The following is a 24,531-nucleotide window of genomic DNA, read 5'->3' as shown; positions in this document are numbered from 1 at the left end:
CTGCCGGAAAACCGGCCCCGTCTCATATCAGCCGGGGGCAGCCCCGCGGTCAAGAGCATGAACGCGACGGGCGTCGCTCAGGAAGCGGGCGACGAATCCCCCACCCCGACGCCCGTGACGGCCATGCGGGCGGAGAGGGCCGTGTTGAAGCGGGTGAGGAGGTCGCAGAACGCCTCGCGCTCCTCCGGCGCCCAGTCATGGGTCAGCTCCGCCATCAGCCGGCGCCTCGACGACCGGACTTCCTCCAGGCGGGACAGCCCGCGCGGGGAGAGCTGGAGCACCACCGCGCGCCCGTCCTCCGGGTGCGAGGTGCGCTTGACGAGTCCGGTGTCGACGAGCGGCGCCACCTGACGGGTCACCGTCGACGAGTCGATCCCCATGCTCGCGGCGAGCGCCTTGACGCCCATCGGGCCCTCCTTGTCGAGGCGGTTGAGCAGCAGGTACGCGGCGCGGTCCATGGAGTTGCGCACCTGTCCGACACCGCCGAGCCGGGTCTGTTCGGCACGGCGCGCGAACACCGCGACCTCATGCTGCATCGCGTCGAGAAGACCGGTGTCACCGACGGTCGTCATGTTCATCGACATGTCAGGTGTTGTGGGCATGGCCGGGGGCTCACTTCATTGCGAGGGTGGCTGGGTTGGGGAAAGAGTACGCGGCGGACAGGCACGTCGTACGGGGCCTGTGCAAACCAGTTTCGCCCCTTGGTCACTCCCGCGTCGTGCGGCTGTGAACTGCGAGACTGGTGGGCATGAGCTACAGCACGGCCGACTCCCTGGCGCGAGTGACCCTCGACGACGTGCGGGGGGCCCAGAAGATGCTCACGGGCGTCGCGCGGGTCACCGCGATGGAGGGCAGCAGGCATCTGTCGCAGCTGGTCGGCGCGCCGGTGCACTTCAAGTGCGAGAACCTCCAGCGGACCGGTTCGTTCAAGCTGCGCGGCGCGTACGTGCGCATCGCCGGGCTGCTGCCCGAGGAGCGCGCGGCCGGTGTCGTCGCGGCGAGCGCGGGCAACCACGCGCAGGGCGTCGCCCTGGCTTCCGCGCTTCTCGGAGTCCACGCCACCGTCTTCATGCCGAAGGGCGCGCCCCTGCCGAAGATCAGCGCGACGCGCGAGTACGGCGCCGACGTGCGGCTGCACGGCATGGTCGTCGACGAGACGCTGGCCGCCGCCCAGGAGTACGCGGCGCGGACGGGCGCGGTGTTCATCCACCCCTTCGACCACGCCGACATCATCGCGGGCCAGGGCACGGTGGGCCTGGAGATCCTGGAGCAGTGCCCGGAAGTGCGCACGATCGTCGTGGGGATCGGCGGGGGCGGGCTGGCCGCGGGCATCGCGGCCGCCGTGAAGGCACTGCGCCCGGACGTACGGATCGTGGGCGTGCAGGCGGAGGCAGCGGCCGCGTACCCGCCCTCGCTGGCGGCCGGGCGCCCGGTGGCGATCGAGAACCCGGCGACCATGGCGGACGGGATCAAGGTCGGGCTGCCGGGTGACGTGCCGTTCGGCATCATCCGCGAGCTGGTGGACGAGGTCCGTACGGTCTCCGAGGACGCGCTGTCGACCGCGCTGCTGCTCTGCCTGGAGCGGGCCAAGCTGGTCGTCGAGCCGGCGGGGGCCAGCCCCGTCGCGGCGCTGCTGAGCGAGCCGGGGGCGTTCGAGGGGCCGGTGGTCGCGGTGCTGTCCGGCGGCAACGTCGACCCGGTGCTGATGGAGCGCGTGCTGCGCCACGGCATGGCCGCGCAGGGCCGCTATCTGGCCGTCCGGCTGCGCCTGACGGACCGGCCCGGCGCCCTCGCGACGCTCCTGGGGGTGTTGTCCCACGTCGACGCCAACGTCCTCGACGTGGGTCACGTACGGACCGATCCACGGCTCGGGCTCACGGAGGCGGAGGTCGAGCTGCACCTGGAGACGAAGGGCCCGGAGCACTGCGCCGAGGTCGGCCGGGCACTGCGCGAGGCGGGCTACACGGTCATGGACTGACGGCGGTCCGCCAGGGACTGACGGCGGTCCGCGCCGGGCATGACGAAGCCCCCGGTGCCGCGCTCAAGCCGTGGGCATCGGGGGCTCGCCGGAAACCGGTCCGTGCGGTCAGCCCTGGTAGGGCTCGGCCTTGAGGATCTTCACCGAGGCCAGCTTGCCGTTCGGCAGCTCGTACTCGGCGTCGTCGCCGACCTTCTTGCCGATCACGCCCGAGCCCAGCGGGGACTGCGGCGAGTAGGTCTCGATGTCGGAGCTCGCGTACTCGCGGGAGGCGAGCAGGAACGTCAGCGTGTCGTCCTCGTCACCGTCGAAGGCGATGGTCACGACCATGCCCGGTGCCACCGCACCGTCCGCCGCCGGGGCCTCGCCGACCTTGGCGGTCTCCAGAAGCTGGGTGAGCTGGCGCACACGGAGCTCCTGCTTGCCCTGCTCTTCCTTGGCCGCGTGGTACCCGCCGTTTTCGCGCAGGTCCCCCTCCTCGCGCGCGGCCGCGATCTTGGCGGCGATCTCCGTGCGCGCAGGACCAGTAAGGTACTCAAGCTCGTCCTTGAGCTTGTTGTACGCCTCCTGGGTCAGCCAGGTGACGTTCTCGCTGGTCTGGGTCACAGGTGCTCCTCGTAGGTGCTGGGAATACAAAGCATCGCCCTACCCAGAAGAATGTTCCTTCAAGAGTGGGCGAAACCACGAGCCTAACAATTCAACGACGAAAGGGGGAGGACATAAGCCACCAGATTTACGTCACCGCAGGTCAGCGCCGTAGACGTCGGCGGCTCAGTCGGCGTGGCAGCCGAGCAGTTCGGCCGTGGTGCCACGCGTCGTGGTACGGAGCGTGACGACCTTGTCGATACGGGTGGCGTCCCCGTCGAAGCGGAAGTCCGCCCGGCCGACCTCGGCGCCGTCCTCGGCCTGGGAGCGCACGGTGCAGTAGCCGCTCGCGCCCGCGTCCTTGCGCACCTCCAGGTGCACCTGGACCTCGTCGGCCGAGGTCCTGAAGGCGATCAGCTCGGCGCTGATCTTGTTGCCGACGACATAGTGGTACGCGAACCAGCCCATGAGGACGAGCAGACCGGCGCCCAGCACCGCCCCGATGATCTTGAGCTTGCGGTCGGCGCGCTCGTCCGCGGAGCGGCCGTACCGGCCCTCGGGCAGCTGCGTGCTCGCCGTGCTCATGATCGTCCTCTCGGAAAGGGGCCCGGACCGAGGTCCTGGAAGGGACCCGGGGACCGGCCCCGGAATTTTTCGTCCCCCGATTCGGTCACTATAGAAGTCGCCCGACACCCGGGGTCACGCCGGGGCGAGTCACACAGTCACCGAGTTCAGAGCGGGCGCCGACTTACGAGGGAATGAGTCTTGACTGACCAGCTGCGACTGATGGCCGTGCACGCGCACCCCGACGACGAGTCGAGCAAGGGTGCGGCCACCATGGCGAAGTACGTGTCCGAGGGGGTGGACGTGCTGGTGGTGACCTGCACGGGCGGGGAGCGCGGCTCCATCCTCAACCCGAAGCTCCAGGGCGACACCTACATCGAGGAACACATCCACGAGGTACGCAAGAAGGAGATGGACGAGGCGCGCGAGATCCTCGGCGTCAAGCAGGAGTGGCTCGGCTTCGTCGACTCGGGGCTGCCCGAGGGCGACCCGCTGCCGCCGCTGCCCGAGGGCTGCTTCGCCCTGGAGGACGTCGACAAGGCGGCCGGCGAGCTGGTGAGGCAGATCCGCTCGTTCCGCCCGCAGGTGATCACGACGTACGACGAGAACGGCGGGTACCCGCACCCCGACCACATCATGACCCACAAGATCTCCATGGTGGCGTTCGAGGGGGCGGCCGACACCGAGAAGTACCCGGAGGGCGAGTTCGGCCCCGCCTACCAGCCGCAGAAGCTCTACTACAACCAGGGCTTCAACCGCCCGCGCACCGAGGCGCTGCACCAGGCGCTGCTGGAGCGCGGCCTGGAGTCGCCCTACGGGGACTGGCTCAAGCGGTGGAACGAGATCGAGCGCACCGAGCGCACGCTCACCACCCACGTCCCCTGCGCCGACTTCTTCGAGATCCGCGACAAGGCGCTGATCGCACACGCCACCCAGATCGACCCCGACGGCGGCTGGTTCCGGGTGCCCATGGAGCTCCAGAAGGAGGTCTGGCCGACGGAGGAGTACGAGCTGGCGAAGTCACTCGTGGATACCTCCCTCCCCGAGGACGACCTCTTCGCGGGCATCCGCGACAATGCCTGACATGAGCGCAAGCCTGGCACTGACACACCTCGTCCCCCTCGCCAAGGAGCTGGACGAGGACAAGGTCACCCCCGGCGTCCTCGGCTTCATCGTGTTCGCGGTGATGGCCCTGGCGGTGTGGGGCCTGATGAAGTCCATGAGCAAGCACATGAGGAAGGTCGACTTCGAGGAGGCGCCGGACGACCGGTCCGGCGCCTCCGGCAAGGCGGCCGCCGAGGCCGCGGGCAAGGGCGCGGGCCAGGCCTCGGGCACGCCCAAGGCGCAGCAGGGCTGAGCTCGGCCTCCGGGCCCTGGCCCGGCCGGTCACAGGCCGGGCCAGGGCCCGGAGGCAGCCGTCACGTCCGGGCCGCGACCGGCACCCCCATGACCTCGCGGGCGTGCCGGTCCGGCACCATCCCCAGGGTCCAGGCCCGCCACCCGGCGTCCAGGTCGACCCCGCGCTCCAGAAGCAGCTGGTACGCGTCCACGTACCCGTCGAGCTTGCTGTCACGCAGCGGGTGCGTGGCGCGGGACAGCTGGTTCAGTTCCTCCTGGGCGACCGCGGTGCCGATCTCGACGCCGCCCGGCGCCGCGTACGGCAGCAGCGTGCACCTCAGGAACCTGGCCCAGTCCTCGCCCCGGAGATCACCGTACGAGGCGAAGAGCGACACCGCGTCGTCGCACAGGGACAGGGCCTGCTGTGTGCGGGCGTTGCCGGCGTCGACCACCGCCAGCTCCAGGCAGGTCCACGCCTCGCCGTGGGCCACGCCGATGCGCTGGAAGTCGGCGCGGGCGTCGACCAGGAGCTGACGGGCGAAACCCGAATTGCGCAGCGAGCCCGTCTGTACGGCCCGCTGGTCGCGGGTCACACGGGCCGAGTGATGGCGGGCGCAGGCGAGCCCGTACACGTCCCGCATGCGCGAGAACATCGTCCGCGACCGCTCCAGCTCCCGTACCGCCTGATTCAGGTTGCCCGTCTCCTCCAGGGCCTGGCCCAGGTAGTACATCGACCAGGCCACACCCCGGGCGTCCTCGTTGTCCTGATGGCGGGCCGCCGCCTGACGCAGGCCGTCGACCGCGGCGGACGCGTCGCCGGCCACCAGGCGGGCACGGGCGAGCTGGGTCATGGCCCACGCCTCACCGCGGGCGTCGCGGGTGCGGCCGTACAGATCCAGGGCCGTGCGCAGATCCGCCTCCGCGCCCGGCACGTCACCCATCCGCAGCTTCAGCTGGCCGAGCTGGAAGTGTGCCCACGCCTGGCCGTGCACGGACTCGCCCTCGCCGTGCAGCACCAGGGACCGGGTGAGGAGATCCAGGGCCTCCGCCGGCCTCGCCCGGTCCCGCTCCACCGCCCCCAGCGCGTGCATCGTCCAGGCCCGGTCCACCGACAGCTCCGGCGCCGCCTGGAGGTCCAGGGCCTCCCGGAGCTTCGCCGCCGCCTCGGTCAGGTTGCCCTGGTGGTGCAGCGTGATGCCGAGGGAGCACAGGGCGCGGGCCGCGCCCGCGTCGTGGTGCGCCTCCATGTAGAGGTCGACGACGGAGGACAGGGTGGTGCGGGCCTGGTCCAGCTCGCCGAGCTGGCGGGCCGCGATGCCCGTACGCCACTGGACCGAGCGGACCAGCAGACCCTGGTCGACCGCGCGGGCCAGCTCGCTGATCTCCCCCAGGCGGTACAGGTCGCCGCGCAGCAGGCAGTAGTCGCACAGGGCGCCCAGCAGGTTCAGGACGGCGGCCTGGTTCACGCCCTCCGTGTGCCTGAGCGCGGCCGTGATGAAGCTGGACTCGTCGTCCAGCCAGCGCAGCGCCTCGTCGAGCGAGGTGAAGCCGTGCGGACCGAAACGGTCCGAGCGGGTCGACATCTTGCCGTCGACCAGACGGAGCACCGAGTCGGCGAGCTCCGCGTACGTGACGATCAGGCGCTCATGGGCCGCCGTCCGCTCCGCCGGCTCCTCCTCGTCCAGCAGGCGGGCCTGCGCGAAGACACGGACCAGGTCGTGGAGGCGGTACCGGTCTCCCCGTACATGGTCTATCAGGCCCGCGCGGGCGAGTACGGTCAGATGCCGGGTGGCCTCCGCCTCGCCCGTGGCCAGCAGCGACGCCGCCGCGGCGGCGCCCAGCGACGCCCGTCCCGCCAGGGCCAGGCGCCGCAGCAGCCGCCGCGCCGGGTCCGGCAGATCGGTGTACCGCAGCCAGAGGGCACGCTCGACGGGCTCCACCGGGCCGTACGCGCCCAGGTCCGAGGCCAGCTGCGGGGGCGTGCGCGTGCCGAGGGACGAGCCCGCGACGCGCAGCGCCAGCGGGAGGCCGCCGCACAGCTCCCGTATGCGCTCGCAGGACTGCGCGTCGTACGGCGCCGACCTGTCCTCGGCCGCCGCGCCCAGCAGTTCCTCCGCGCCCGCCTCGTCGAGGGCCTCGACCGGGAGCTGGTGCACCCGGGCGGGAAGGTCGGCGGGCAGATCCAGAGGGGCGCGGGCGGTGACCAGGACGAGGCTGTCGGAGCGGTCGGGGACGAGGGTGCGGACCTGCTCGGGGTCCGAGGCGTCGTCCAGGATGATCGTGACCGGCAGGCCCGTCACATGCTGGTGGTACAGCTCGCTCAGCCGCTTCACCTGCTGGTCGGGGGAGGAACGCTCCCGGAAGAGGAGTTGTTCACGGGGCGCGCCGAGACGGTTCAGCAGATGCAGCAGCGCCTCCCGGGTGGACAGCGGCGGCTCTCCCGCGCCGTCACCGCGCAGGTCCACCACGCAGGCGCCGCGGAACTGGTCCTTCAGGTCGTGGGCCGCGCGCACGGCGAGCGTCGTACGGCCCGAACCGGGGGCGCCGTGCAGCACCACCACGGTCGAACGGGTCTCGGTACTGGCCCGCGCGGCCTGCACCCACTGCCGGACCCGGGCCAGCTCCGTACGCCGTCCCGCGAACGGGCCGTCCGCGTCGGGAAGTTGGCCGAACGACTGCTCCAGCACTCTTCTCCTGCGCGCCGCCGCGCTCTTGTCGGCACCGCGCAGCTGGGGCCCGCCCCTCATCGCGCCGGTGCCCGTGCTCGCGCTCAGGACGCGCTGCTGATCCAGGAACGGGCGGATACCGCGCACCTCCAGGGCGGTCAGCCACTGGAGCCGCAGCTGTTCGGGGCCGCCGGGCTGGCCCAGCGCCCCGGCACGGTGGTGCGCGGCCGGGACGTGGGCGGCGGTCACCTTCAGGACGGTGGCTGCCGCGCCGACGACGCCCACCGTGACGCCGGCGCCGACGGCGGTGCCGGCGCCCGTGCCGAGCGCCAGGTCGGCGACGACCGCCGCGACCGCGGCCACGCCCGCGACCATCAGGGGGGTCCCGGCGCCCTCCTTCGCGTACCGCTGCGCGAAGGTGACCTGACCGGCCTCCGCCTCGTCGAGGGCACGGGTGTAGGCCTCGTACTCCTCCGCGGCCGCCTGAGCCATGGCGTCGAGCGCGGCGCGCGCCCGCGTGAGCAGTACGCCGCCGTCCGTACGGCCGCCCGACCGCCGGACCTCCTCCTCCACGGCCCTCGCCAGCAGTCGCTCGGCCTCCACCCGATGGCCGTCCCGCATGACACGTCCCCCTCGCTCACAGCAACGGCTTTCGCGGTCAAGTGTGCTGTGGAAGGAGCGCGGAGGCGAGAGGGCGCGAAAACGCGGGCGGGGTACTGGGGAATGATGGAACCCATGGCGAACCGACTGGCCCACGAGACGTCCCCCTATCTCCTCCAGCACGCCGAGAACCCCGTCGACTGGTGGCCCTGGTCGGCCGAGGCGTTCGAGGAGGCGCGGCGGCGGGGCGTGCCCGTGCTGCTCAGCGTCGGGTACAGCTCGTGTCACTGGTGCCATGTCATGGCGCACGAGTCGTTCGAGGACACCGGGACCGCCGAGTACCTCAACACGCACTTCGTGAACATCAAGGTCGACCGGGAAGAGCGCCCCGACGTCGACGCCGTCTACATGGAGGCCGTGCAGGCCGCCACCGGGCAGGGCGGCTGGCCCATGACCGTGTTCCTCACGCCCGACGCCGAGCCCTTCTACTTCGGGACCTACTTCCCGCCCGCCCCCCGCCACGGCATGCCGTCCTTCCGGCAGGTCCTGGAAGGCGTACGGGCCGCCTGGGCGGACCGGAGGGACGAGGTCGCCGAGGTCGCCGGGAGGATCGTGCGGGACCTGGCCGCGCGGGAGCTGAAGTACGGCGCCATGGACGTGCCGGGCGAGGAGGAGATCGCGCAGGCGCTGCTGGGGCTCACCCGGGAGTACGACGCCTCCCGCGGAGGCTTCGGCGGGGCGCCCAAGTTCCCGCCTTCCATGGTCATCGAGTTCCTGCTGCGGCACCACGCCCGGACCGGCTCCGAGGGTGCCCTGCAGATGGCGCAGGACACCTGCGAGCGCATGGCGCGCGGTGGCATCTACGACCAGCTCGGGGGCGGGTTCGCGCGGTACTCGGTCGACCGGGACTGGGTGGTGCCCCACTTCGAGAAGATGCTCTACGACAATGCGCTGCTCTGCCGCGTGTACGCCCATCTCTGGCGCGCCACCGGCTCCGAGCTCGCCCGCCGGGTCGCCCTGGAGACCGCCGACTTCATGGTGCGCGAGCTGCGGACGAACGAGGGCGGGTTCGCCTCCGCGCTCGACGCCGACAGTGAGGACGGCAGCGGCAGGCATGTCGAGGGCGCCTACTACGTGTGGACCCCGGACCGGCTCGCCGAGGTCCTCGGGGACGACGACGCGCAGCTCGCCGCGCACTACTTCGGCGTCACCGAGGAGGGCACCTTCGAGCACGGGCAGTCCGTGCTCCAGCTTCCGCAGCACGAGGGGGTGTTCGACGCCGAGCGCGTCGAGTCCATCAGGCGGCGGCTGTTCGACGCGCGCTCCACGCGCCCCGCTCCCGGCCGCGACGACAAGGTGGTCGCCGCCTGGAACGGGCTCGCCGTCGCCGCGCTCGCCGAGACCGGCGCGTACTTCGAGCGCCCGGATCTGGTCGAGGCCGCCGTCGCCGCCGCCGATCTCCTCGTACGGGTGCATCTGGACGACCACGCGCGGCTCTCCCGGACCAGCAAGGACGGGCAGGTCGGGGGCAACGCAGGCGTGCTGGAGGACTATGCGGATGTCGCCGAGGGGTTCCTCGCGCTCGCTTCGGTCACCGGAGAGGGCGTCTGGCTCGCATTCGCCGGGTTCCTGCTCGACCATGTGCTGACCTCGTTCACCGACGAGGAGTCGGGCGCCCTGTACGACACGGCAGCCGACGCCGAACGGCTCATCCGGCGGCCCCAGGACCCCACCGACAACGCCACCCCGTCCGGGTGGAGCGCGGCCGCCGGAGCCCTGCTCGGGTATGCCGCCCACACCGGCTCCGAACGCCATCGCACCGCCGCCGAGCGGGCGTTGGGCGTGGTGAAGGCCCTCGGACCGCGTGCGCCCCGCTTCATCGGGTGGGGTCTCGCCACTGCCGAGGCGCTGCTCGACGGGCCGCGGGAGGTCGCCGTCGTGGGTCCGGCCGCCGGCCATCCGGGCACAAAAGCCCTGCACCGCACGGCACTTCTCGGTACGGCGCCGGGCGCGGTCGTCGCCGTGGGGACTGTGGACAGTGACGAACTGCCGTTGCTGGCCGACCGTCCGCTCGTCGGCGGCGAACCGACCGCGTACGTCTGCCGCAACTTCACCTGCGACGCCCCGACGACCGACGCGGACCGCCTCCGGGCGGTGCTGGGCGGGTGAGGTCCCCGGGGTGCGGGGTGCCTCAGCTCCCGAACTCCTCCAGGGCGCGCACCACGATCGTCTCCAGCTGATCGTGGTGGGCGCCCTTCCAGTACGCCCGCCCGCACTCCTCGCACTGCGCGAACACGTCGTACGACCGCCGCGTCCCGCCCTCCAACTGGTCCACGACGTCGTCCTTCGCCGCCTCCTTGAGGAGTCCGTTGCAGGCGGTGCACCGCGTCCAGGGCCGCAGCTCGGGTGCGAACCGGTCCAGTACGTCCCGGAGTTGTTCATCCGGGCGTGTGCTGTACACGAACGCCCCGGCCCACAGTTCGCGGCGCCGCAGCAGCCCCCGGTCCCGGCTGAGCATGACCCGTCGCTCGGCGGCGGAGCACGCCGCGAGGGCGGGGTCGCCGATGTCGGTGGACTCGTAGGCCGCGTCGATGCCGAGGAGGCGCAGGCGGCGGGCGAGGGTGCCGAGGTGGACGTCGAGGAGGAAGCGGAGCGGGGCGCCGGGGACACGCTGGGGGCGGGTGACGGGCCGTACGTCCACCGTCTCGCCCGGCCCGGGGACGTGGGAGACCGGTACCTCACGGCCGTCGACCATCAGTGCGCCGACCTCGGTCAGGGGGACGCCCAGTGACTCGATGACGTGGCCGAGCGTCGAGACGCCGTCGGTGACGACTTTCGAGGCGCCCTCGCGTCGCCCCTGGGGGAGGAAGAGTCCCAGCTCGGGGGCGAACTCGACGTGGATCTCCGGTCCGTTCACCCGGTCAGGATGTCATGGCCGTCGTCCGGTGACCGGCGGGCAAGGTTGCTGAAGGTGCTGAGGGTGCGGTCGACCAGGTCGAGCACATCGTCCTGGTAGTCGCGTTCGGCCCAGTAGAGCACCGCTTCGAGGAGGGCGGACATCAGCCCCATCGCGTAGACCCGTACCTCCAGGTCGTCCGGGTCGCGTCCGGTGCGGTCCGCGAGCACCCGGCACAGCAGGCGGCCCGTGACGGACATGCTCTCCATGGCGCGGGAACGCACCGCGGGCACCGACACCATCAGCCCGGTGCGGAGCTTCATCTCCTCCTGTGCGTACTCCGGAGTGTCGGCGACCTGCATGGCCATCGACTGCCGGATCGCCCACCGCACCGACTCCAGCACCGGTTCGTCCGCGGGGCGCGACCGCAGCAGGTCCTCCACCAGGACGTCGTACTCGTCCGTGATGATGATGTCCTCCTTGGTGGGGAAGTACCGGAAGACGGTGCTGGGAGAGACCTCGGCCTCCTCGGCGATCTGCTCGACGGTCGTCGCCTCGTACCCCTGTTCCTTGATGAGCCGGTAGGTGGCGTCCCTGATCGCGGTGCGTGTCTTGAGCTTCTTCCGCTCCCGCAGGCTCAGCCGGCGCTCCGCCTCCGGGAGCCGCCGGGCCGTGTCCGGAACAGGGGTTCGTGCCGTGGTCATGTTGTTCATTGTCGGCCATGGGCCTGCCGGGGAGCCAGATCCGGAGTCTCGACGTCCGGCGCCGGGGCCGGTTCGAGGGCTTCGCCCGGTCGCTGGTTGGGCAGCAGTACCGCCGTCAGCAGGGCGGCCACCAGGGCCGCGATGCCGCAGACGACGAGGACCGCGGACATGCCGTCCACGTACGCGGTGTCGGCGGAGCGGGCGAGGGCCGGCAGTCCGAGCTGTTCGGCGACCGCGTGGGCCCCGGTCAGTGAGGCGCGTGCCGCGTCGGCCGCCTCGGCGGGGAGGCGGGCGGTGTCGACGCGGTCGCCGTAGGTCCCGGCGACCAGGCTGCCGAGCAGCGCGATGCCGATCGCGCCGCCCACCTGGCGCAGCGTCATCAGCAGACCGGAACCGCTGCCCGCCTCCTCGGCGGGGATACCGCCGAGCGCGGCGTCCATCGCGGGCACCATCGCGAGACCGAAGCCCACGCCCGCGATCGTCAGCCACAGCGCGGTGAACCCGTAGCCGCTGCCGGTCTCGGTGCGCGAGCCGAGCAGCGCGGCGAAGCACAGCACGGCCAGCCCCGCGGTGACGACCGGGCGGGGGCCCGCGCGCCCCACCAGGAGTGTGCTCAGCCGCGCGGACACCATCAGGCCGCCCATCATCGGCAGCAGCCGCAGCCCGGTGCCGAACGCGTCGGTGCCGCCGACCTCCTGAAGGTAGGTGGGCAGCATGAACAGCAGACCGGAGAAGACGAACGTGCCGAGCGTCGCGGCCAGGGTGTTGAACAGGAAGCCCCGGTGCCCGAGGAGCCGGATGTCGAGCATGGGCCGTACGGCGCGCCGCTCCCGTACGACGAGGGCGGCGAGCAGCACCGCGGACAGCGCGAAGGAACCGATGACCTCAGGGCTGCCCCAGCCGCGCCCGGGTGCCTCGATGATGCCGAAGACCAGTGCGCCGAGGCCGAGGGCGCTGGACGCGGTGGACAGTACGTCGACCTTGGGCGAGGAGGGGTCGCGTGACTCGGGGAGCAGGAAGACGCAGGCGGTGATGCCGATCGCGACCATCGGCACGTTGATCAGGAAGATCGAGCCCCACCAGTAGTGGTCGAGCAGCACTCCGCCGACGAGGGGCCCGAGCGGCATGCCCGCGGCCATCGAGGCTGTGACGGCGGCGACCGCCTTGCCGCGTTCCTCGGGGGCGAACATCGACGGCAGCACGGACAGTCCGAGCGGGATCACCAGCGCGGCGCCCACCCCCATCACGGCGCGGGCGGCGATGACCGGTCCTGGCGTGTCGACGAGGGTGCCGCACAGGGCGCCGGCGAGGAACACGCCGAGCCCCGCGATCAGCATCCTGCGCCGCCCGAAGCGGTCGCCGAGCAGTCCGGCGGGCAGCATCAGCGCCGCGAACACCACGATGTACGCGTCCACGATCCACTGGAGTTCGCCGGTACTCGCCCCCAGCTGTCCGGCCATCGTCGGGAGCGCCACGTTCAGGATCGTCATGTCGAAGCCGAGCACGAGCATGCTCGCGACCAGGGCGCCGAGGGCCCACCAGCGACGGGGATCACGGCGCTGGTCCGCTGCGTGAGTGACAGTAGGCATGAAATGAGAGTAACTCTCAAAAGGTGGCGAGTGTCAATGCGTGCCTGTGGCTGGCGCCAGGCATGCGAAATGGCCGCGGCTTCGAAGCCGCGGCCACTGGAGAGGGGCTGTTCCGGGAGGGGTCTGAGGGTCAGGCGTGCTGATAGGCCACCAGTGAGATGCCGACGTAGTGCACGACGAACGCCGCGAGGGTGAAGGAGTGGAAGACCTCGTGGAAGCCGAACCAGCGCGGTGACGGGTTCGGGCGCTTGATGCCGTAGATCACGCCTCCCGCGCTGTAGAGGAGGCCGCCGACGACCACCAGGACGAGGACGGCGATGCCCCCGGTGTGCAGGAAGTCGGGGAGGAAGAAGACGGCGGCCCAGCCCATCGCGATGTAGCAGGGGGTGTAGAGCCAGCGTGGGGCCCCGATCCAGAACACGCGGAAGACGATGCCCGCCAGCGCGGCACCCCAGATGCCCCACAGCAGCCACTGCCCCTTGGCGCCGGGCAGGAGCAGCATGGTCAGCGGTGTGTAGGTGCCCGCGATGATCAGGAAGATGTTCGCGTGGTCCAGGCGGCGCAGGACGGCGTCCATGCGGGGGCTCCAGTCGCCCCTGTGGTACAGCGCGCTGACCCCGAAGAGCAGGCAGGCCGTCAGGACGTAGATGCCGCAGGCGATGCGTCCGCGCGTCGAGCTCGCGAGCGCGGTGAGCACCAGACCGGCGACGATCACGGCCGGGAACATTCCCGCGTGCAGCCAGCCGCGGAGTCTCGGCTTGATGGGATGCGACGGGGAGAGCGCGGCAGGACCGCGGTCGGCGACCGGTGTGTCCGTGGGCGCGTCGGAGGCGGACGCAGTCATGTCCGGCATCGTACCTACGCAGTCGTAAGTGGCGTATCAGTCTGACCGGTTGGGCGTCAAAGAGTGGCGATGCTCTCATGGCGTCCCGCATTCGGGATACCCGCGGTGAAGTACCCGTGACGCGTCGAAACCAGGTGGGCGAATTCTACCAAGTGGTGATGCTCACGTCGCTCAGTTGTGAGGTCCACTGGACATATGCGCGGATGCGTCGGATGATCAAATGAGTGCGGTCGGCACCGGATGAGCGCCAAGCGGGTCCCCACCGTGAAGCATCCGGGCCGCGGCCCCCAAGGGGCACCCAAAAAATCCCTCGTTTTAGGAGCAATCGTGGCGCGCGACATCGCGGCTCCCCCGAATACCGTCCCCACCAGCCATCAGGAACTGGTCTCGTGGGTGAACGAGATAGCCGAACTGACGCAACCGGACAACGTGGTCTGGTGTGACGGATCCGAAGCCGAATACGACCGGCTCTGTGCGGAGCTTGTCGAAAAGGGCACCTTCAAGAGGCTCGACCCGATCAAGCGCCCCAACTCCTACTACGCGGCCTCCGACCCGACCGATGTCGCCCGGGTCGAGGACCGTACGTTCATCTGCTCCGAGCGCGAGCAGGACGCCGGCCCGACCAACCACTGGAAGGCCCCCGCCGAGATGCGGGAGATCTTCCAGGGCAGGGACGGGAACGGCGGCATCTTCCGGGGCTCGATGCGGGGGCGGACGATGTACGTCGTGCCGTTCTGCATGGGCCCGCTGGGCTCGCCCCTCTCCGCGATCGGCGTCGAGATCACCGACTCCGCGTACGTGGCGGTGTCCATGCGCACCATGACCCGTATGGGACAGCCGGTGCTGGACGAGCTGGGCTCCGAGGGCTTCTTCGTGCGTGCCGTGCACACGCTCGGGGCCCCGCTGGAGCCGGGCCAGGCGGACGTGCCCTGGCCGTGCAACACCACCAAGTACATCTCGCACTTCCCCGAGACCCGCGAGATCTGGTCGTACGGCTCCGGCTACGGCGGCAACGCGCTCCTCGGCAAGAAGTGCTACGCCCTGCGCATCGCCTCCGTGATGGCGCGGGACGAGGGCTGGCTGGCCGAGCACATGCTGATCCTCAAGCTCACCCCGCCCAGCGGCGAGCCGAAGTACGTGGCCGCGGCCTTCCCCTCGGCGTGCGGCAAGACGAACCTCGCCATGCTGGAGCCGACGATCTCCGGCTGGACGGTCGAGACGATCGGCGACGACATCGCCTGGATGCGGTTCGGCGAGGACGGGCGTCTGTACGCCATCAACCCCGAGGCGGGCTTCTTCGGGGTCGCGCCCGGCACCGGCGAACACACCAACGCCAACGCGATGAAGACGCTGTGGGGCAACTCGGTCTTCACGAACGTCGCGCTCACCGATGACAACGACATCTGGTGGGAGGGCATGACGGAGGAGACCCCGGCGCACCTCACGGACTGGAAGGGCAACGACTGGACGCCGTCCTCGGACGCCCCGGCGGCCCACCCCAACGCCCGGTTCACCGTCCCGGCCTCGCAGTGCCCGATCATCGCGCCCGAGTGGGAGGACCCGAAGGGCGTGCCGATCTCGGCGATCCTCTTCGGTGGCCGTCGCGCCACGGCGGTGCCCCTGGTCACGGAGTCCTTCGACTGGAACCACGGTGTGTTCCTCGGCGCGAACGTGGCGTCGGAGAAGACCGCGGCGGCCGAGGGCAAGGTCGGCGAGCTGCGGCGCGACCCCTTCGCGATGCTCCCGTTCTGCGGCTACAACATGGGCGACTACATGGGCCACTGGGTCGACGTCGCCAAGGGCAAGGACCCGGCCGCGCTGCCGAAGATCTACTACGTCAACTGGTTCCGGAAGAACGACGAGGGCACGTTCGTCTGGCCGGGCTTCGGTGAGAACAGCCGCGTCCTGAAGTGGATCGTGGACCGGCTGGACGGCCGGGCCGAGGGCGTCGAGACCCCGATCGGCATCCTGCCGACGAAGGAGGCCCTCGACACGAACGGACTCGACCTGTCCGACGCGGACCTGGACTTCCTCCTCACCGTCGACAAGGAGGTGTGGCGCGAGGAGGCCGGGCTGGTTCCCGATCACCTCAACACCTTCGGCGATCACACGCCCAAGGAGCTGTGGGACGAGTACCACGCGCTGGTGCAGCGCCTGGGCTGACGCCCGGTGCGGGGCGGCGCCGGCGTTTTCTCGCCCCCGCCGCCCCTACCCGTCCCATCCCCAGGGGCTCCGCCCCTTCGACCCCACCGGGGCTCCGCCCCGGGCCCCGTTTTCGGCGGCCAGCCCCCAGGGAAGGGATGGCTACCCCGACCGGCCCTCCAGATAGCGCGTGTGCGACTCCTGCCGCCGCGCCTCGGTGTCCCGCAGCGCGGCCGCCAGCCTCGCGCACTCCTCGTGCAGCGCGGCGAGCTGGCGCTCCAGGTGATGCTCGGGCGGATCCGTCCCCGGGGACAGCCGGGTCCACCACCGGGTCCGTACGAAGGTGTCGACCGCCTCGGGCACGTCCTGCCGCACGGCCCTGGACAGGGCGTGCATGCCCTCCGGGTCCTGCGCGAGGACCTCGGCGGCCCAGCCGGGGTCGAGAAGGGCCGTGAGCAGGTCGGTCAGCTCGGTGAGACGGCCGGACGCGGCGGGCGGCAGTTCGACGCCCGCCAGATAGTCGCGGAGCCGGCCGAAGTCGGCCCGCACCTCGTCGAGCTGGGCGGACGGGTCCGGGAAGTCCGGCACGGCCGGGCGTTCGGGCGGGGCGATCAGGGCGCCCGCGCCGTACAGACCGGCGACCACGACCGGCCAGTACGCGCCCGCGACCCCGGTGAAGGTCAGTCCGAGCCCGACGAGCCCGAGGGCGCTGCCGGTGAGGTTCTTGCGGGACTCGACATACCTGAGATATCCGAGGAACTTACTGGTAGCCACGGATCTCCTCGAAGGCGCCGTCCAGCGAGCCCCGCCGGGCGTCGAAGAGACGGCCGCCGGTCAGGTCGGCGATGTGCTCCAGTTCCGCCCGGTCGGAGTCGCCGAAGAGGATGGGGAAGACGGGGATGTCCCGCTGGTGGCCGGTGAGCCGGGCGTAGAAGCCGTCGAAGTCCTCCGGGCCCGCGCCCGCCGTGTTCTCGCCGTCCGTCATCAGCACGACCGACGTGAACGTGTCCCGGTCGACGGCGCCGAGGCGCTCGTACGCCTCCTGAAGCGACGTGTAGATCGCGGTGTCGCCGGAGGCACTGAGCCGCCGGGTGTCCGCACGGATGCCGTCGAGCCCGGCCCGCGGGTCCTCGGGCCGTACGACATGGGTGCGCACGGACTTCACCTCCGACCCGAACGGCATCAGCGTCACCTCCTCACGGTCCCGGAACTCGCTGGTCAGCTCGGTGAGCGCGGTCTTCAGCCGGTCGAGGCGGTCGCCCTTCATGGAGCCCGAGGTGTCCAGGACGTACACGGTCCGGGAGGGGCGGCGCAGCTCGTTGTCGTACGCGTCGAGGAGCCCGTCGGCGACGGAACGGCTGCCCGGGAAGGGCAGTTCGCGCCGTCTGCCGCTGTCGAGTCCGGCCGCGGGCGCGACGGAGGCGACGACCGGGCGGCGCATGGTGCTGTCGGTGATCAGCCGCTGGATCGTCGGAGTGCGCAGGGCCTCGGTGAGACGGCGGACATCGTCGCGTACCTCCTGGCCCGTGGACGCGAGCGAGGAGAGCGGGTAGTCGGCGGTGACCACCCCGTCACGCGGGCGGATCACCGTCAGGTCCTTGCGGGCCTTCAGCACGGACTCGTAGTTGAGCAGCGCGTCGACGTCACCGCGCCGGTCGTACGCCTGAGCCAGCCAGCCCGACGACCCCGACGTCAGCTGCTGCCCCTTGAAGAACTCCTTCAACTTCGGCGTGGCCTTCTCCACGTCCGCGTCGGTGAGCGCGGACTGGGCTCCGGACAGGCCCGACGCCACCGAAATGAGCGTGGAGAAGCCGGAGTTGGAGCGGGAGGGGTCCGTCATGCCGTACGTCAGCTTCCCCCCGGTGACCGCCTCGTCGATGTCGGACCAGGTGACGTCGTCCGGCTTCCACCCCAACTCCCGTACCGTCCCCGGCTTCACGCCGATCGCGACCGGGCTGGACATCACCGGAGTCTCGGACACGATCTGCCGCGCCGCCTCGGGACGCAGACGCAGATAGTCGTTGGAGGAGAGCCAGAGGGCGTCGAACTTCCCCTTGGCCCTGCCTTCGGCGAGCAGGTCGACCGCGTCGAGGGTGCCCGTGTAGGTGGGGCGGACCTTGATGCCGGTCTCCCGCTCCACCTGCGCCCACACGGTTGTCATGTCGGCGAGTTCGCTGGAGGCGAGGACGCGGAGGGTGCCGGGGACGGGCTCGCCCGGGTCGCCGGGGGTCTGGACCGGCTTGCCCGGGTCGCCGGGTGTCTGCTCCTCGGCCGTGCAGGCGGTGAGCAGGACCGCCACCGAAGCGAAAGCGAGAGCGAGCGCTGCCGTACGCCGTCTCGGACGTGTCCCGCGCGTCATCCGAGCCCTCCCTCCAGCACGCCCTGCGAGCGGCTGCGCTCCAGGTACGCCGTGGCGTGCTGGAGTTCGGAGGTGAGGGACTCGACGGTGGCGGCCATCGTCTCGGTGGCCTGCACCTTGTAGGTGTCGATGGCGTCGAGGGTGCGGTAGATCTGCTGGAAGGCGGAGCGCAGGGTCTCCGCGCCCACGGCCGGGTCGGCGGCGATGCGCTGGATCTCGCCGCTCTGGGTGGCGAGCATCTCGGCGTTCCCGCGGATCAGGTCCTCGGTCGTGCCGCGCAGGGCGTTCACCTGGTCGACGACCTTGCGCTGGTTGTCGAGCGCGGAGGCGAGCATCACGGAGATCCGCAGCGCCGAGACCGTGGTTGTGGCGGCCCGGTCGACCCCCTTGATCAGCTCGTCGTTGTTGCGCCGCACGACGTCCATGGCCAGATAGCCCTGGGCGCAGACGGCGAGCTGGGTGAGCAGGTCCTGGTGCTTCTGCCGGACAGGGAAGAGCACGTCGGCGCGCAGGGCGTCGGCCAGCGCGGGGTCCGTCGCCTCCACGCCCGCGATGTGCTGCTCGACGGCCGTGTCCAGGGCCTCGGTGAGCACGACGTACTCCTGGAGCTTGCCCATGTTCTCCCAGAGGCGGACCCGCTCCGTCTGCAACGCGGCGTTGTCGCGCCGGAGTTCGTCCTGCCCGCCACGCAATGAGCCCACGATCCTGTTCAACGTGCCCTGCGCCGAGGCGTACTTGGCGACGTGATCGCGCAGCTTGTTGCCGCCGGGCAGCCGGGAGAGGAACCGGCGTCCCTTCGCGGCCGGCAGGTCACGCGGGTCCAGGTCCTCCACCACCCGGCGCAGTTCCACGAGCGAGCCCGCGACCTGGGACTGGGCGTCCTCGCCCTTGGACGGCAGGGAGCGGACGGTGCGCTCCAGCATGCGGTTGGACTGCGCCGCCGCGGTCCGTATCTCACCGGCACCCAGGGCGGTGATCTCGCCGACCTTGCCCGCGAACTCGGGCGAACGGGCGTCGAGAGCGGCGAGCCCCCGCACGTACTCGGCGGCCTTGCGCTCCATGTCCGTACGGACCCCGTCGTCGACGGGCACGAGCCCGCCGGCCTTCTCCCGGGGCACGGGCGCGACGGCCTCCGGCGGTGTGAGCGTGAAGGTGTCGCTGCCGCCGCTGCTGTTGTCTGTGGTCATTTTCTGATTCCCCCGTTATCCGCGGGCCCGGCGCGCCAGTTCGTGCAGCACCGCGGAGGTGGGCACGGGCGCCTGCCGGACACCGCTCAGTCGCTGGTTGAGATACGTGCCGCGGTCGGCTCCGGCCGACGCGAACTCGGTGCCGGCGCCCTGCGGCCGGAAGCCGTGCCGGACGGCCAGCTCGCGCAACCGCGGGTCGCTGCCGAGGAGTTCACCGAGCGCGCGGCCGTTCTCGGTGAGGGGTACGACCGTGTGGTCGCTGTTGACGGTGGTGTCCGGGTAGAGGACGACGAGGTCGCCGGGGCTCTGCCCGTCGCCGAGGAGTGCGGCGACCTGCGACTCGTAGACCAGGACCAGCGGGTTGCCGGCACCGCTGACGAAGTCCCGGAAGGCCGCGTCCGTACTGGACTGCTGGGCACCCTGGACGCCGATGAGCTTCCGCATCAGGGGCGCCGTGCGGGCGACGTCGGCGTCACTCGCCACCACCCGGCCGCCAGCCGCGACGTAGGAGGCGGCGGCGAGGTAGAGGGCGCCGGAGTTGGAGGTCTCCGGGTCGGTGCTGGCGATGTAGAGGGTGCCGGTCAGCTCCCCGTACTTCTCGGCGCCCCTGAGCTGCTGCCAGGTCCGGTCGTCGCGGGCGGCGTCGAGGTAGGCGTCCATCTTCAGCGTGCCGCGATGCTCGTCGAGGGTGGCGAGCCCGTTCGCGGCCAGCACCTCGGCGGCGTTGCGGTGGGCCACGACGACGAGGGGCGAGTAGAAGGGGCGCGTCAGGGTCTGCTTCACGCCGTACTTCTTCGCGAGCTCGGCGGCGGGCGCCTGGCTGGACGGGAAGGCGACGTCGTACCCCTTGAGGTCGAGCCCCTCCATGGCCCAGGACCCGGAGGTCTCGGCCTTCACGGTGTAGCCCTTGGCGGCGAGGGCCTTCACCACGTCCGGATCGGCGAAGAACTCGGCCTTCTCCGATCCGATCACCATCCGCACGGTCTTCGTTGCCGTGCCCGTGTCCTGCTCCTCGCGTCCTGCCACGACGGCCACCACCACACCGCCGAGCAACAGGACCGCCAGGACGATTCCTGCGATACGTCTCACACCCGGGAGCGTGCTCGCGGAAGGCAACGTTCCCTGTGTGGCTTGATGAACACGGGGTGACGAGCCGATCCCGGTATGCAACCGGAGCACCCCGTTCCGGCCGGTGGCCGATTGTTTTCGGGCTGGGCGGGGTACGCGAGGTTCGCGGGCGGGCGTCGGGGCGGCGGCGACGCACTGCGCCATGGAGCGCCGGGGTTGTGACGGGCCCCGGCGCTTCACCGAGGGCCGGCTCCGCCGCGTTGTCGTGAGGCCTGCCCTTCAGGGCGGCATGCGAGGATCGAACGATGAGCAACCCCCGTTGCGAGCTGCTGCGTTGGCAGTTTGACATGACCTGGTCACTGTTCGAGTACCACGTGGAGCGGCTCACGCCCGAAGACTTCCTGTGGCAGCCCGCTGATCTCTCGTGGACCGTGCGCCCGGACGCTGCCGGAAACTGGCTGCCGGACTGGGCCGACACCGAGCCCGACCCCGTTCCCGTCCCCACCATCGGCTGGGTGAGCTGGCACATCGGCTGGTGGTGGACCACCACCATCGATCACGCACAGGGGCGTACGCCTCAGGAGCGTACCGACATCACCTGGCCCGGCAGCGGACCGGCAGCCGTCGCATGGCTCCAGGACCTTTGTACTCAGTGGCTGGCGGTCCTGGACAAACTCACCGACGCCGACCTGGACGCCGCCTCCGCACTGCCGTGGCAGACCCCGCCGGACAACACCATCGGACACATGGTCGCCTGGCTGAACGCCGAGCTGATGAAGAACGTCGCTGAGATCGGGCAGCTGCGGCTGATCCGGGCAGCCTCGAAGTCGTGACCTGAGCGGCGTCCGCGCGGCGCTCGCCGGACTCGGCATCGGTCCGGAAGACCTGACGCGGGAGACCTGACGCGGGAGACCTGACGCGGGAGACCTGCACCGGGGCGGTAGCAGCCAAGCGCCGCCGCTGACACCCTGTCATGCCGACGGGAGTCCGGGGCGGCAGCCCCCCCGGAAGGGGGACGGCCAGGGCGTCAGCCGGTGGTGCTCAGTTCGCGTTGGTCGGTCAGTGCCGCGGTGTGCGCGTCCATGCGTTCGGCCGCGAGGATCGCCGCCGCCGTGTCGGCGCGGGAGGCGGCGACGACCAGCGCGCGGCCCGCGAGGGCGTGTGCCCGCCGGTGGAGCGCCGCGGTGTGCGCGTCGTGGGCGGCGGGCGCCGACGACCGCACGGGCGGCCGTCCTCCCCGCAGCCGGGCCACCTGCCCGGCCAGCCGCTCCGCGGCCACGTCCAGGTCGTCGGAGGGAGCCAGGGCGCGGAGCTCGTCCGTCACGGTGAGCAGCGCCGCGAGATGGCCCGCGAGCTGGATGTCCAGCTCCTCCTCACGGGAACGGTGCGGGAAGTCGGGGGTGGTGCCGGCCATCGTGTGGACCGACTTGGTGCGGATCGGTTCGTACATGGGATGGCCTCCAAGCTCTCGTTCACCCAGCCTAGCTTAGATTTCGTCTAAAGTTGAGTGCAGTCCGAAAGCTTGAAGGTCTTCGCCTGCTTCGAGGACGAGCGCGGTGCTACCGGACATCATTCGCAGTGCTCCGGCCTTCAGGCCGGGGGTGAAGCGAATCTTGTGGCTGCGACGCGGAGCGTCGCGGTCTCGTTCCGGCGGAGCCGGACCCCGCTTCGTGACGGTGACGGATCGTCCACATGTTCCCGGTGACGACGTGGGTTCGACTTGCCTAGTGTGATCGTCATGCAGCTCCGGTACGCCTTCAGGTTGTACCCCGACGCCGCTCAGCAGGCCGCGCTGGCCCGGGCGTTCGGGTGCGCACGTGTCGTGTTCAACGACGCCGTGCGTGCTCGCGAGGTCGCCCGTGAGGCCGGGCAGCCGTTCCCGACGGCCGGGCAGCTGTCCACCAGCCTGATCACGGAAGCGAAACGGACGCCGGAACGGTCCTGGCTGGGTGAGGTCTCCGCGGTGGTGCTCCAGCAGTCCCTGCGGGACGCCGAGACCGCGTACCGCAACTTCTTCGCCTCCTTCGTCATCGACAGCGACCCCGCCGCCGACGCGACCCGGATGCCCGAAACCGACCGCACCCTCGGCATCGATCTCGGCCTCACCCACTTCGCCGTCCTCTCCGACGGCACGAAGATCGACTCCCCGCGCTTCCTGCGGCGCGCGGAGAAGAAGCTGAAGAAGGCCCAGCAGGAGCTGTCCCGCAAGCGGAAGGGATCGAAGAACCGCGCGAAGGCTCGCCTCAAGGTCGCCCGCGCCCACGCCAAAGTTGCTGACGCACGCCGTGAGTTCCACCACCAGCTCTCCACGAAGCTGATCTCCGGGAACCAAGGGATCGCCGTGGAGGACCTGTCGGTGGCGGGACTGGCCCGCACGAAGCCGGCCAAGTCCGTGCTCGACGCCGGATGGGCATCGTTCATCAGCATGCTGGCGTACAAAGCAGAACGGTACGGCCGCACCCTGGTCAAGATCGGCCGGTTCGAGCCGACCTCCCAGACCTGCTCCACCTGCGGCGTCAAGGACGGACCCAAACCCCTGGACGTCCGGGAATGGACCTGTACCGCCTGCGGCACCGTCCACGACCGGGACACCACCGCCGCGATCAACGTGAAGACGGCCGCCGGACTGGCGGTATCGGCCTGCGGAGCGCCGGTACGACCAGGAGCAATCCCGGCACAGCGCGAAGAAACAGGAAGCCACGGACTCCCGACCGGACCCCGTGCCGGGTAGCGGCACAGCAACGATCGAGAAGGCCAGAATCCTCAGGCGTCAGCCCGAGGAGCATGTCAAGGCTGGCTGTAACCGTCCAGGAAGTGCCCGATCCGTGTGATCGCCGACGTCAGGTCCGCCACCGTCGGCAGCGTCACCACCCGGAAGTGATCGGGCTCCGTCCAGTTGAAGCCCGTGCCCTGGACGACCATGATCTTCTCGCGGCGCAACAGGTCCAGGACCATCCGGCGGTCGTCCTTGATCTTGAACACCTTCGGGTCGAGCCGCGGGAAGAGATACAGCGCGCCCTTCGGTTTCACGCACGTCACGCCCGGGATCTGCGTCAGCAGGTCGTACGCCACGTCCCGCTGCTCCTTCAGCCGCCCGCCCGGCAGCACGAGGTCGTTGATCGTCTGGCGGCCGCTCAGCGCGGCGACCACCCCGTGCTGGCCCGGCATGTTCGCGCACAGCCGCATGTTCGCCAGGATGGTCAGGCCCTCGATGTACGAGTCGGCGTGCGCCCGCGGGCCGGAGATCGCCAGCCAGCCCACGCGGTAGCCCGCGACCCGGTACGCCTTCGACATGCCGTTGAAGGTGAGTGTCAGCAGGTCGGGCGCGATCGAAGCCGTCGGGCGGTGCGTGGCGCCGTCGTAGAGGATCTTGTCGTAGATCTCGTCCGAGCAGACCAGCAGGTTGTGGCGGCGCGCGATGTCCGTGAGGCCGCGGATCACCGTCTCGTCGTACACCGCGCCCGTCGGGTTGTTCGGGTTGATGATGACGATCGCCTTGGTGCGGTCGGTGACCTTCCGCTCCACGTCGGCGAGGTCGGGCATCCAGTCGGACTGCTCGTCGCAGCGGTAGTGCACCGCGGTGCCGCCCGACAGTGAGACCGCGGCCGTCCACAGCGGGTAGTCCGGGGCCGGTACGAGGACCTCGTCGCCGTCGTCCAGCAGGCCCTGCATCGCCATGACGATCAGCTCGGACACGCCGTTGCCGATGAAGACGTGCTCGACGTCCGTCTCTATGCCGAGCGTCTGGTTGTGCATGACCACCGCCCGGCGCGCGGCGAGCAGGCCCTTCGCGTCGCCGTACCCGTGGGCCGACGACACGTTGCGGAGGATGTCCTCCAGGATCTCGGGCGGACACTCGAAGCCGAAGGCGGCCGGATTCCCGGTGTTGAGCTTGAGGATGCGGTGTCCCGCCGCCTCAAGCCGCATCGCCTCCTGGAGCACCGGGCCCCGGATCTCGTAACAGACGTTGGCGAGCTTGGTCGACTGGATCACCTGCATGTCGGTGAGCTT

Annotated in this window: 21 protein-coding genes; 7 read left to right on the top strand and 14 right to left on the bottom strand. The window is 70.8% G+C overall.

The genetic code is table 11. The annotated features are described in order from the left end of the window. Positions 1–77: 77 nt before the first annotated feature. Entirely contained in the window at positions 78–584 is a 507-nt protein-coding gene (locus tag IE262_RS11025; RefSeq protein ID WP_189873570.1) for a MarR family winged helix-turn-helix transcriptional regulator, read from the bottom strand. 164 nt (positions 585–748) lie between these two features. On the opposite strand from IE262_RS11025, the gene ilvA reads away from it, so the two are divergent. Next, positions 749–1,978: a threonine ammonia-lyase gene (gene ilvA / locus IE262_RS11020; RefSeq protein ID WP_189873187.1), complete on the top strand. Its 1,230-nt coding sequence runs from the start codon at positions 749–751 to the stop codon at positions 1,976–1,978. Positions 1,979–2,086: 108 nt separating this feature from the next. Here ilvA and greA read toward each other — a convergent pair whose 3' ends face one another. Further along, positions 2,087–2,584: a transcription elongation factor GreA gene (gene greA, locus IE262_RS11015; protein WP_134029171.1), complete on the bottom strand. Its 498-nt coding sequence runs from the start codon at positions 2,582–2,584 to the stop codon at positions 2,087–2,089. Between the two features lie 165 nt (positions 2,585–2,749). Next, positions 2,750–3,148: a DUF4307 domain-containing protein gene (locus tag IE262_RS11010; protein ID WP_189873185.1), complete on the bottom strand. Its 399-nt coding sequence runs from the start codon at positions 3,146–3,148 to the stop codon at positions 2,750–2,752. 201 nt (positions 3,149–3,349) lie between these two features. Between IE262_RS11010 and mca the strand changes: the two genes are divergently transcribed. Both mca and IE262_RS11000 read left to right on the top strand, forming a co-directional pair. Continuing rightward, entirely contained in the window at positions 3,350–4,210 is an 861-nt protein-coding gene (gene mca, locus IE262_RS11005) for a mycothiol conjugate amidase Mca (protein ID WP_166681544.1), read from the top strand. A gap of 1 nt (position 4,211) precedes the next feature. Beyond that, positions 4,212–4,484, top strand: coding sequence for a hypothetical protein (locus tag IE262_RS11000; RefSeq protein WP_189873183.1), 273 nt, complete (start codon positions 4,212–4,214; stop codon positions 4,482–4,484). A 61-nt stretch (positions 4,485–4,545) separates the two neighbouring features. Here the strand turns inward: IE262_RS11000 and IE262_RS10995 are convergent, their stop codons facing one another. Then, a complete protein-coding gene (locus tag IE262_RS10995) occupies positions 4,546–7,752 on the bottom strand; it encodes a tetratricopeptide repeat protein (RefSeq protein ID WP_189873181.1) in 3,207 nt (1,068 codons plus the stop codon). A gap of 114 nt (positions 7,753–7,866) precedes the next feature. On the opposite strand from IE262_RS10995, the gene IE262_RS10990 reads away from it, so the two are divergent. Continuing rightward, positions 7,867–9,900: a thioredoxin domain-containing protein gene (locus tag IE262_RS10990; protein WP_189873179.1), complete on the top strand. Its 2,034-nt coding sequence runs from the start codon at positions 7,867–7,869 to the stop codon at positions 9,898–9,900. Positions 9,901–9,922: 22 nt separating this feature from the next. Here IE262_RS10990 and IE262_RS10985 read toward each other — a convergent pair whose 3' ends face one another. The 4 genes from IE262_RS10985 to trhA form a co-directional block, all read right to left on the bottom strand. Further along, positions 9,923–10,648 (bottom strand): Mut7-C RNAse domain-containing protein, encoded by a 726-nt coding sequence (locus IE262_RS10985; protein WP_189873177.1) that lies wholly within the window; start codon positions 10,646–10,648, stop codon positions 9,923–9,925. After that, entirely contained in the window at positions 10,645–11,331 is a 687-nt protein-coding gene (locus IE262_RS10980) for a TetR/AcrR family transcriptional regulator (RefSeq protein ID WP_189873175.1), read from the bottom strand. The genes IE262_RS10985 and IE262_RS10980 overlap by 4 nt, the downstream gene beginning before the upstream one ends. Before the next feature lie 5 nt (positions 11,332–11,336). Then, entirely contained in the window at positions 11,337–12,920 is a 1,584-nt protein-coding gene (locus tag IE262_RS10975; protein ID WP_189873173.1) for an MFS transporter, read from the bottom strand. A 130-nt stretch (positions 12,921–13,050) separates the two neighbouring features. After that, positions 13,051–13,764 (bottom strand): PAQR family membrane homeostasis protein TrhA, encoded by a 714-nt coding sequence (gene trhA / locus IE262_RS10970; RefSeq protein ID WP_134029189.1) that lies wholly within the window; start codon positions 13,762–13,764, stop codon positions 13,051–13,053. 327 nt (positions 13,765–14,091) lie between these two features. Between trhA and IE262_RS10965 the strand changes: the two genes are divergently transcribed. Further along, positions 14,092–15,927, top strand: coding sequence for a phosphoenolpyruvate carboxykinase (GTP) (locus IE262_RS10965; RefSeq protein WP_189873170.1), 1,836 nt, complete (start codon positions 14,092–14,094; stop codon positions 15,925–15,927). Between the two features lie 141 nt (positions 15,928–16,068). Here IE262_RS10965 and IE262_RS10960 read toward each other — a convergent pair whose 3' ends face one another. The 4 genes from IE262_RS10960 to IE262_RS10945 are packed head-to-tail and all read right to left on the bottom strand — an operon-like array spanning position 16,069 to position 20,541. Next, positions 16,069–16,680 carry a hypothetical protein gene (locus tag IE262_RS10960; RefSeq protein ID WP_189873168.1) on the bottom strand — a complete coding sequence of 204 codons (612 nt, stop codon included), beginning with the start codon at positions 16,678–16,680 and terminating at the stop codon, positions 16,069–16,071. Then, a complete protein-coding gene (locus tag IE262_RS10955; RefSeq protein ID WP_189873166.1) occupies positions 16,667–18,265 on the bottom strand; it encodes a substrate-binding and vWA domain-containing protein in 1,599 nt (532 codons plus the stop codon). The genes IE262_RS10960 and IE262_RS10955 overlap by 14 nt, the downstream gene beginning before the upstream one ends. Further along, positions 18,262–19,452, bottom strand: coding sequence for a toxic anion resistance protein (locus IE262_RS10950; RefSeq protein ID WP_134029197.1), 1,191 nt, complete (start codon positions 19,450–19,452; stop codon positions 18,262–18,264). The genes IE262_RS10955 and IE262_RS10950 overlap by 4 nt, the downstream gene beginning before the upstream one ends. A 15-nt stretch (positions 19,453–19,467) precedes the next feature. Continuing rightward, entirely contained in the window at positions 19,468–20,541 is a 1,074-nt protein-coding gene (locus tag IE262_RS10945) for a substrate-binding domain-containing protein (RefSeq protein ID WP_189873164.1), read from the bottom strand. Between the two features lie 284 nt (positions 20,542–20,825). Here IE262_RS10945 and IE262_RS10940 point away from each other — a divergent pair, with 284 nt between their 5' ends. Next, a complete protein-coding gene (locus IE262_RS10940; protein WP_189873162.1) occupies positions 20,826–21,353 on the top strand; it encodes a DinB family protein in 528 nt (175 codons plus the stop codon). A 194-nt stretch (positions 21,354–21,547) separates the two neighbouring features. On the opposite strand, the gene IE262_RS10935 is transcribed toward IE262_RS10940, so the two are convergent. After that, positions 21,548–21,970: an SCO4983 family protein gene (locus IE262_RS10935; protein ID WP_134029203.1), complete on the bottom strand. Its 423-nt coding sequence runs from the start codon at positions 21,968–21,970 to the stop codon at positions 21,548–21,550. Positions 21,971–22,258: 288 nt separating this feature from the next. On the opposite strand from IE262_RS10935, the gene IE262_RS10930 reads away from it, so the two are divergent. Beyond that, positions 22,259–23,251, top strand: coding sequence for an RNA-guided endonuclease InsQ/TnpB family protein (locus IE262_RS10930; RefSeq protein ID WP_189873160.1), 993 nt, complete (start codon positions 22,259–22,261; stop codon positions 23,249–23,251). A gap of 56 nt (positions 23,252–23,307) precedes the next feature. Here IE262_RS10930 and IE262_RS10925 read toward each other — a convergent pair whose 3' ends face one another. Beyond that, a complete protein-coding gene (locus tag IE262_RS10925; protein WP_189873157.1) occupies positions 23,308–24,519 on the bottom strand; it encodes a pyridoxal phosphate-dependent aminotransferase in 1,212 nt (403 codons plus the stop codon). Positions 24,520–24,531 lie beyond the last annotated feature (12 nt).

Source organism: Streptomyces bluensis (assembly GCF_014650715.1).
Taxonomy (GTDB): Bacteria; Actinomycetota; Actinomycetes; order Streptomycetales; family Streptomycetaceae; genus Streptomyces; species Streptomyces bluensis.
This window is presented reverse-complemented; position numbering and strand designations above follow the sequence as displayed.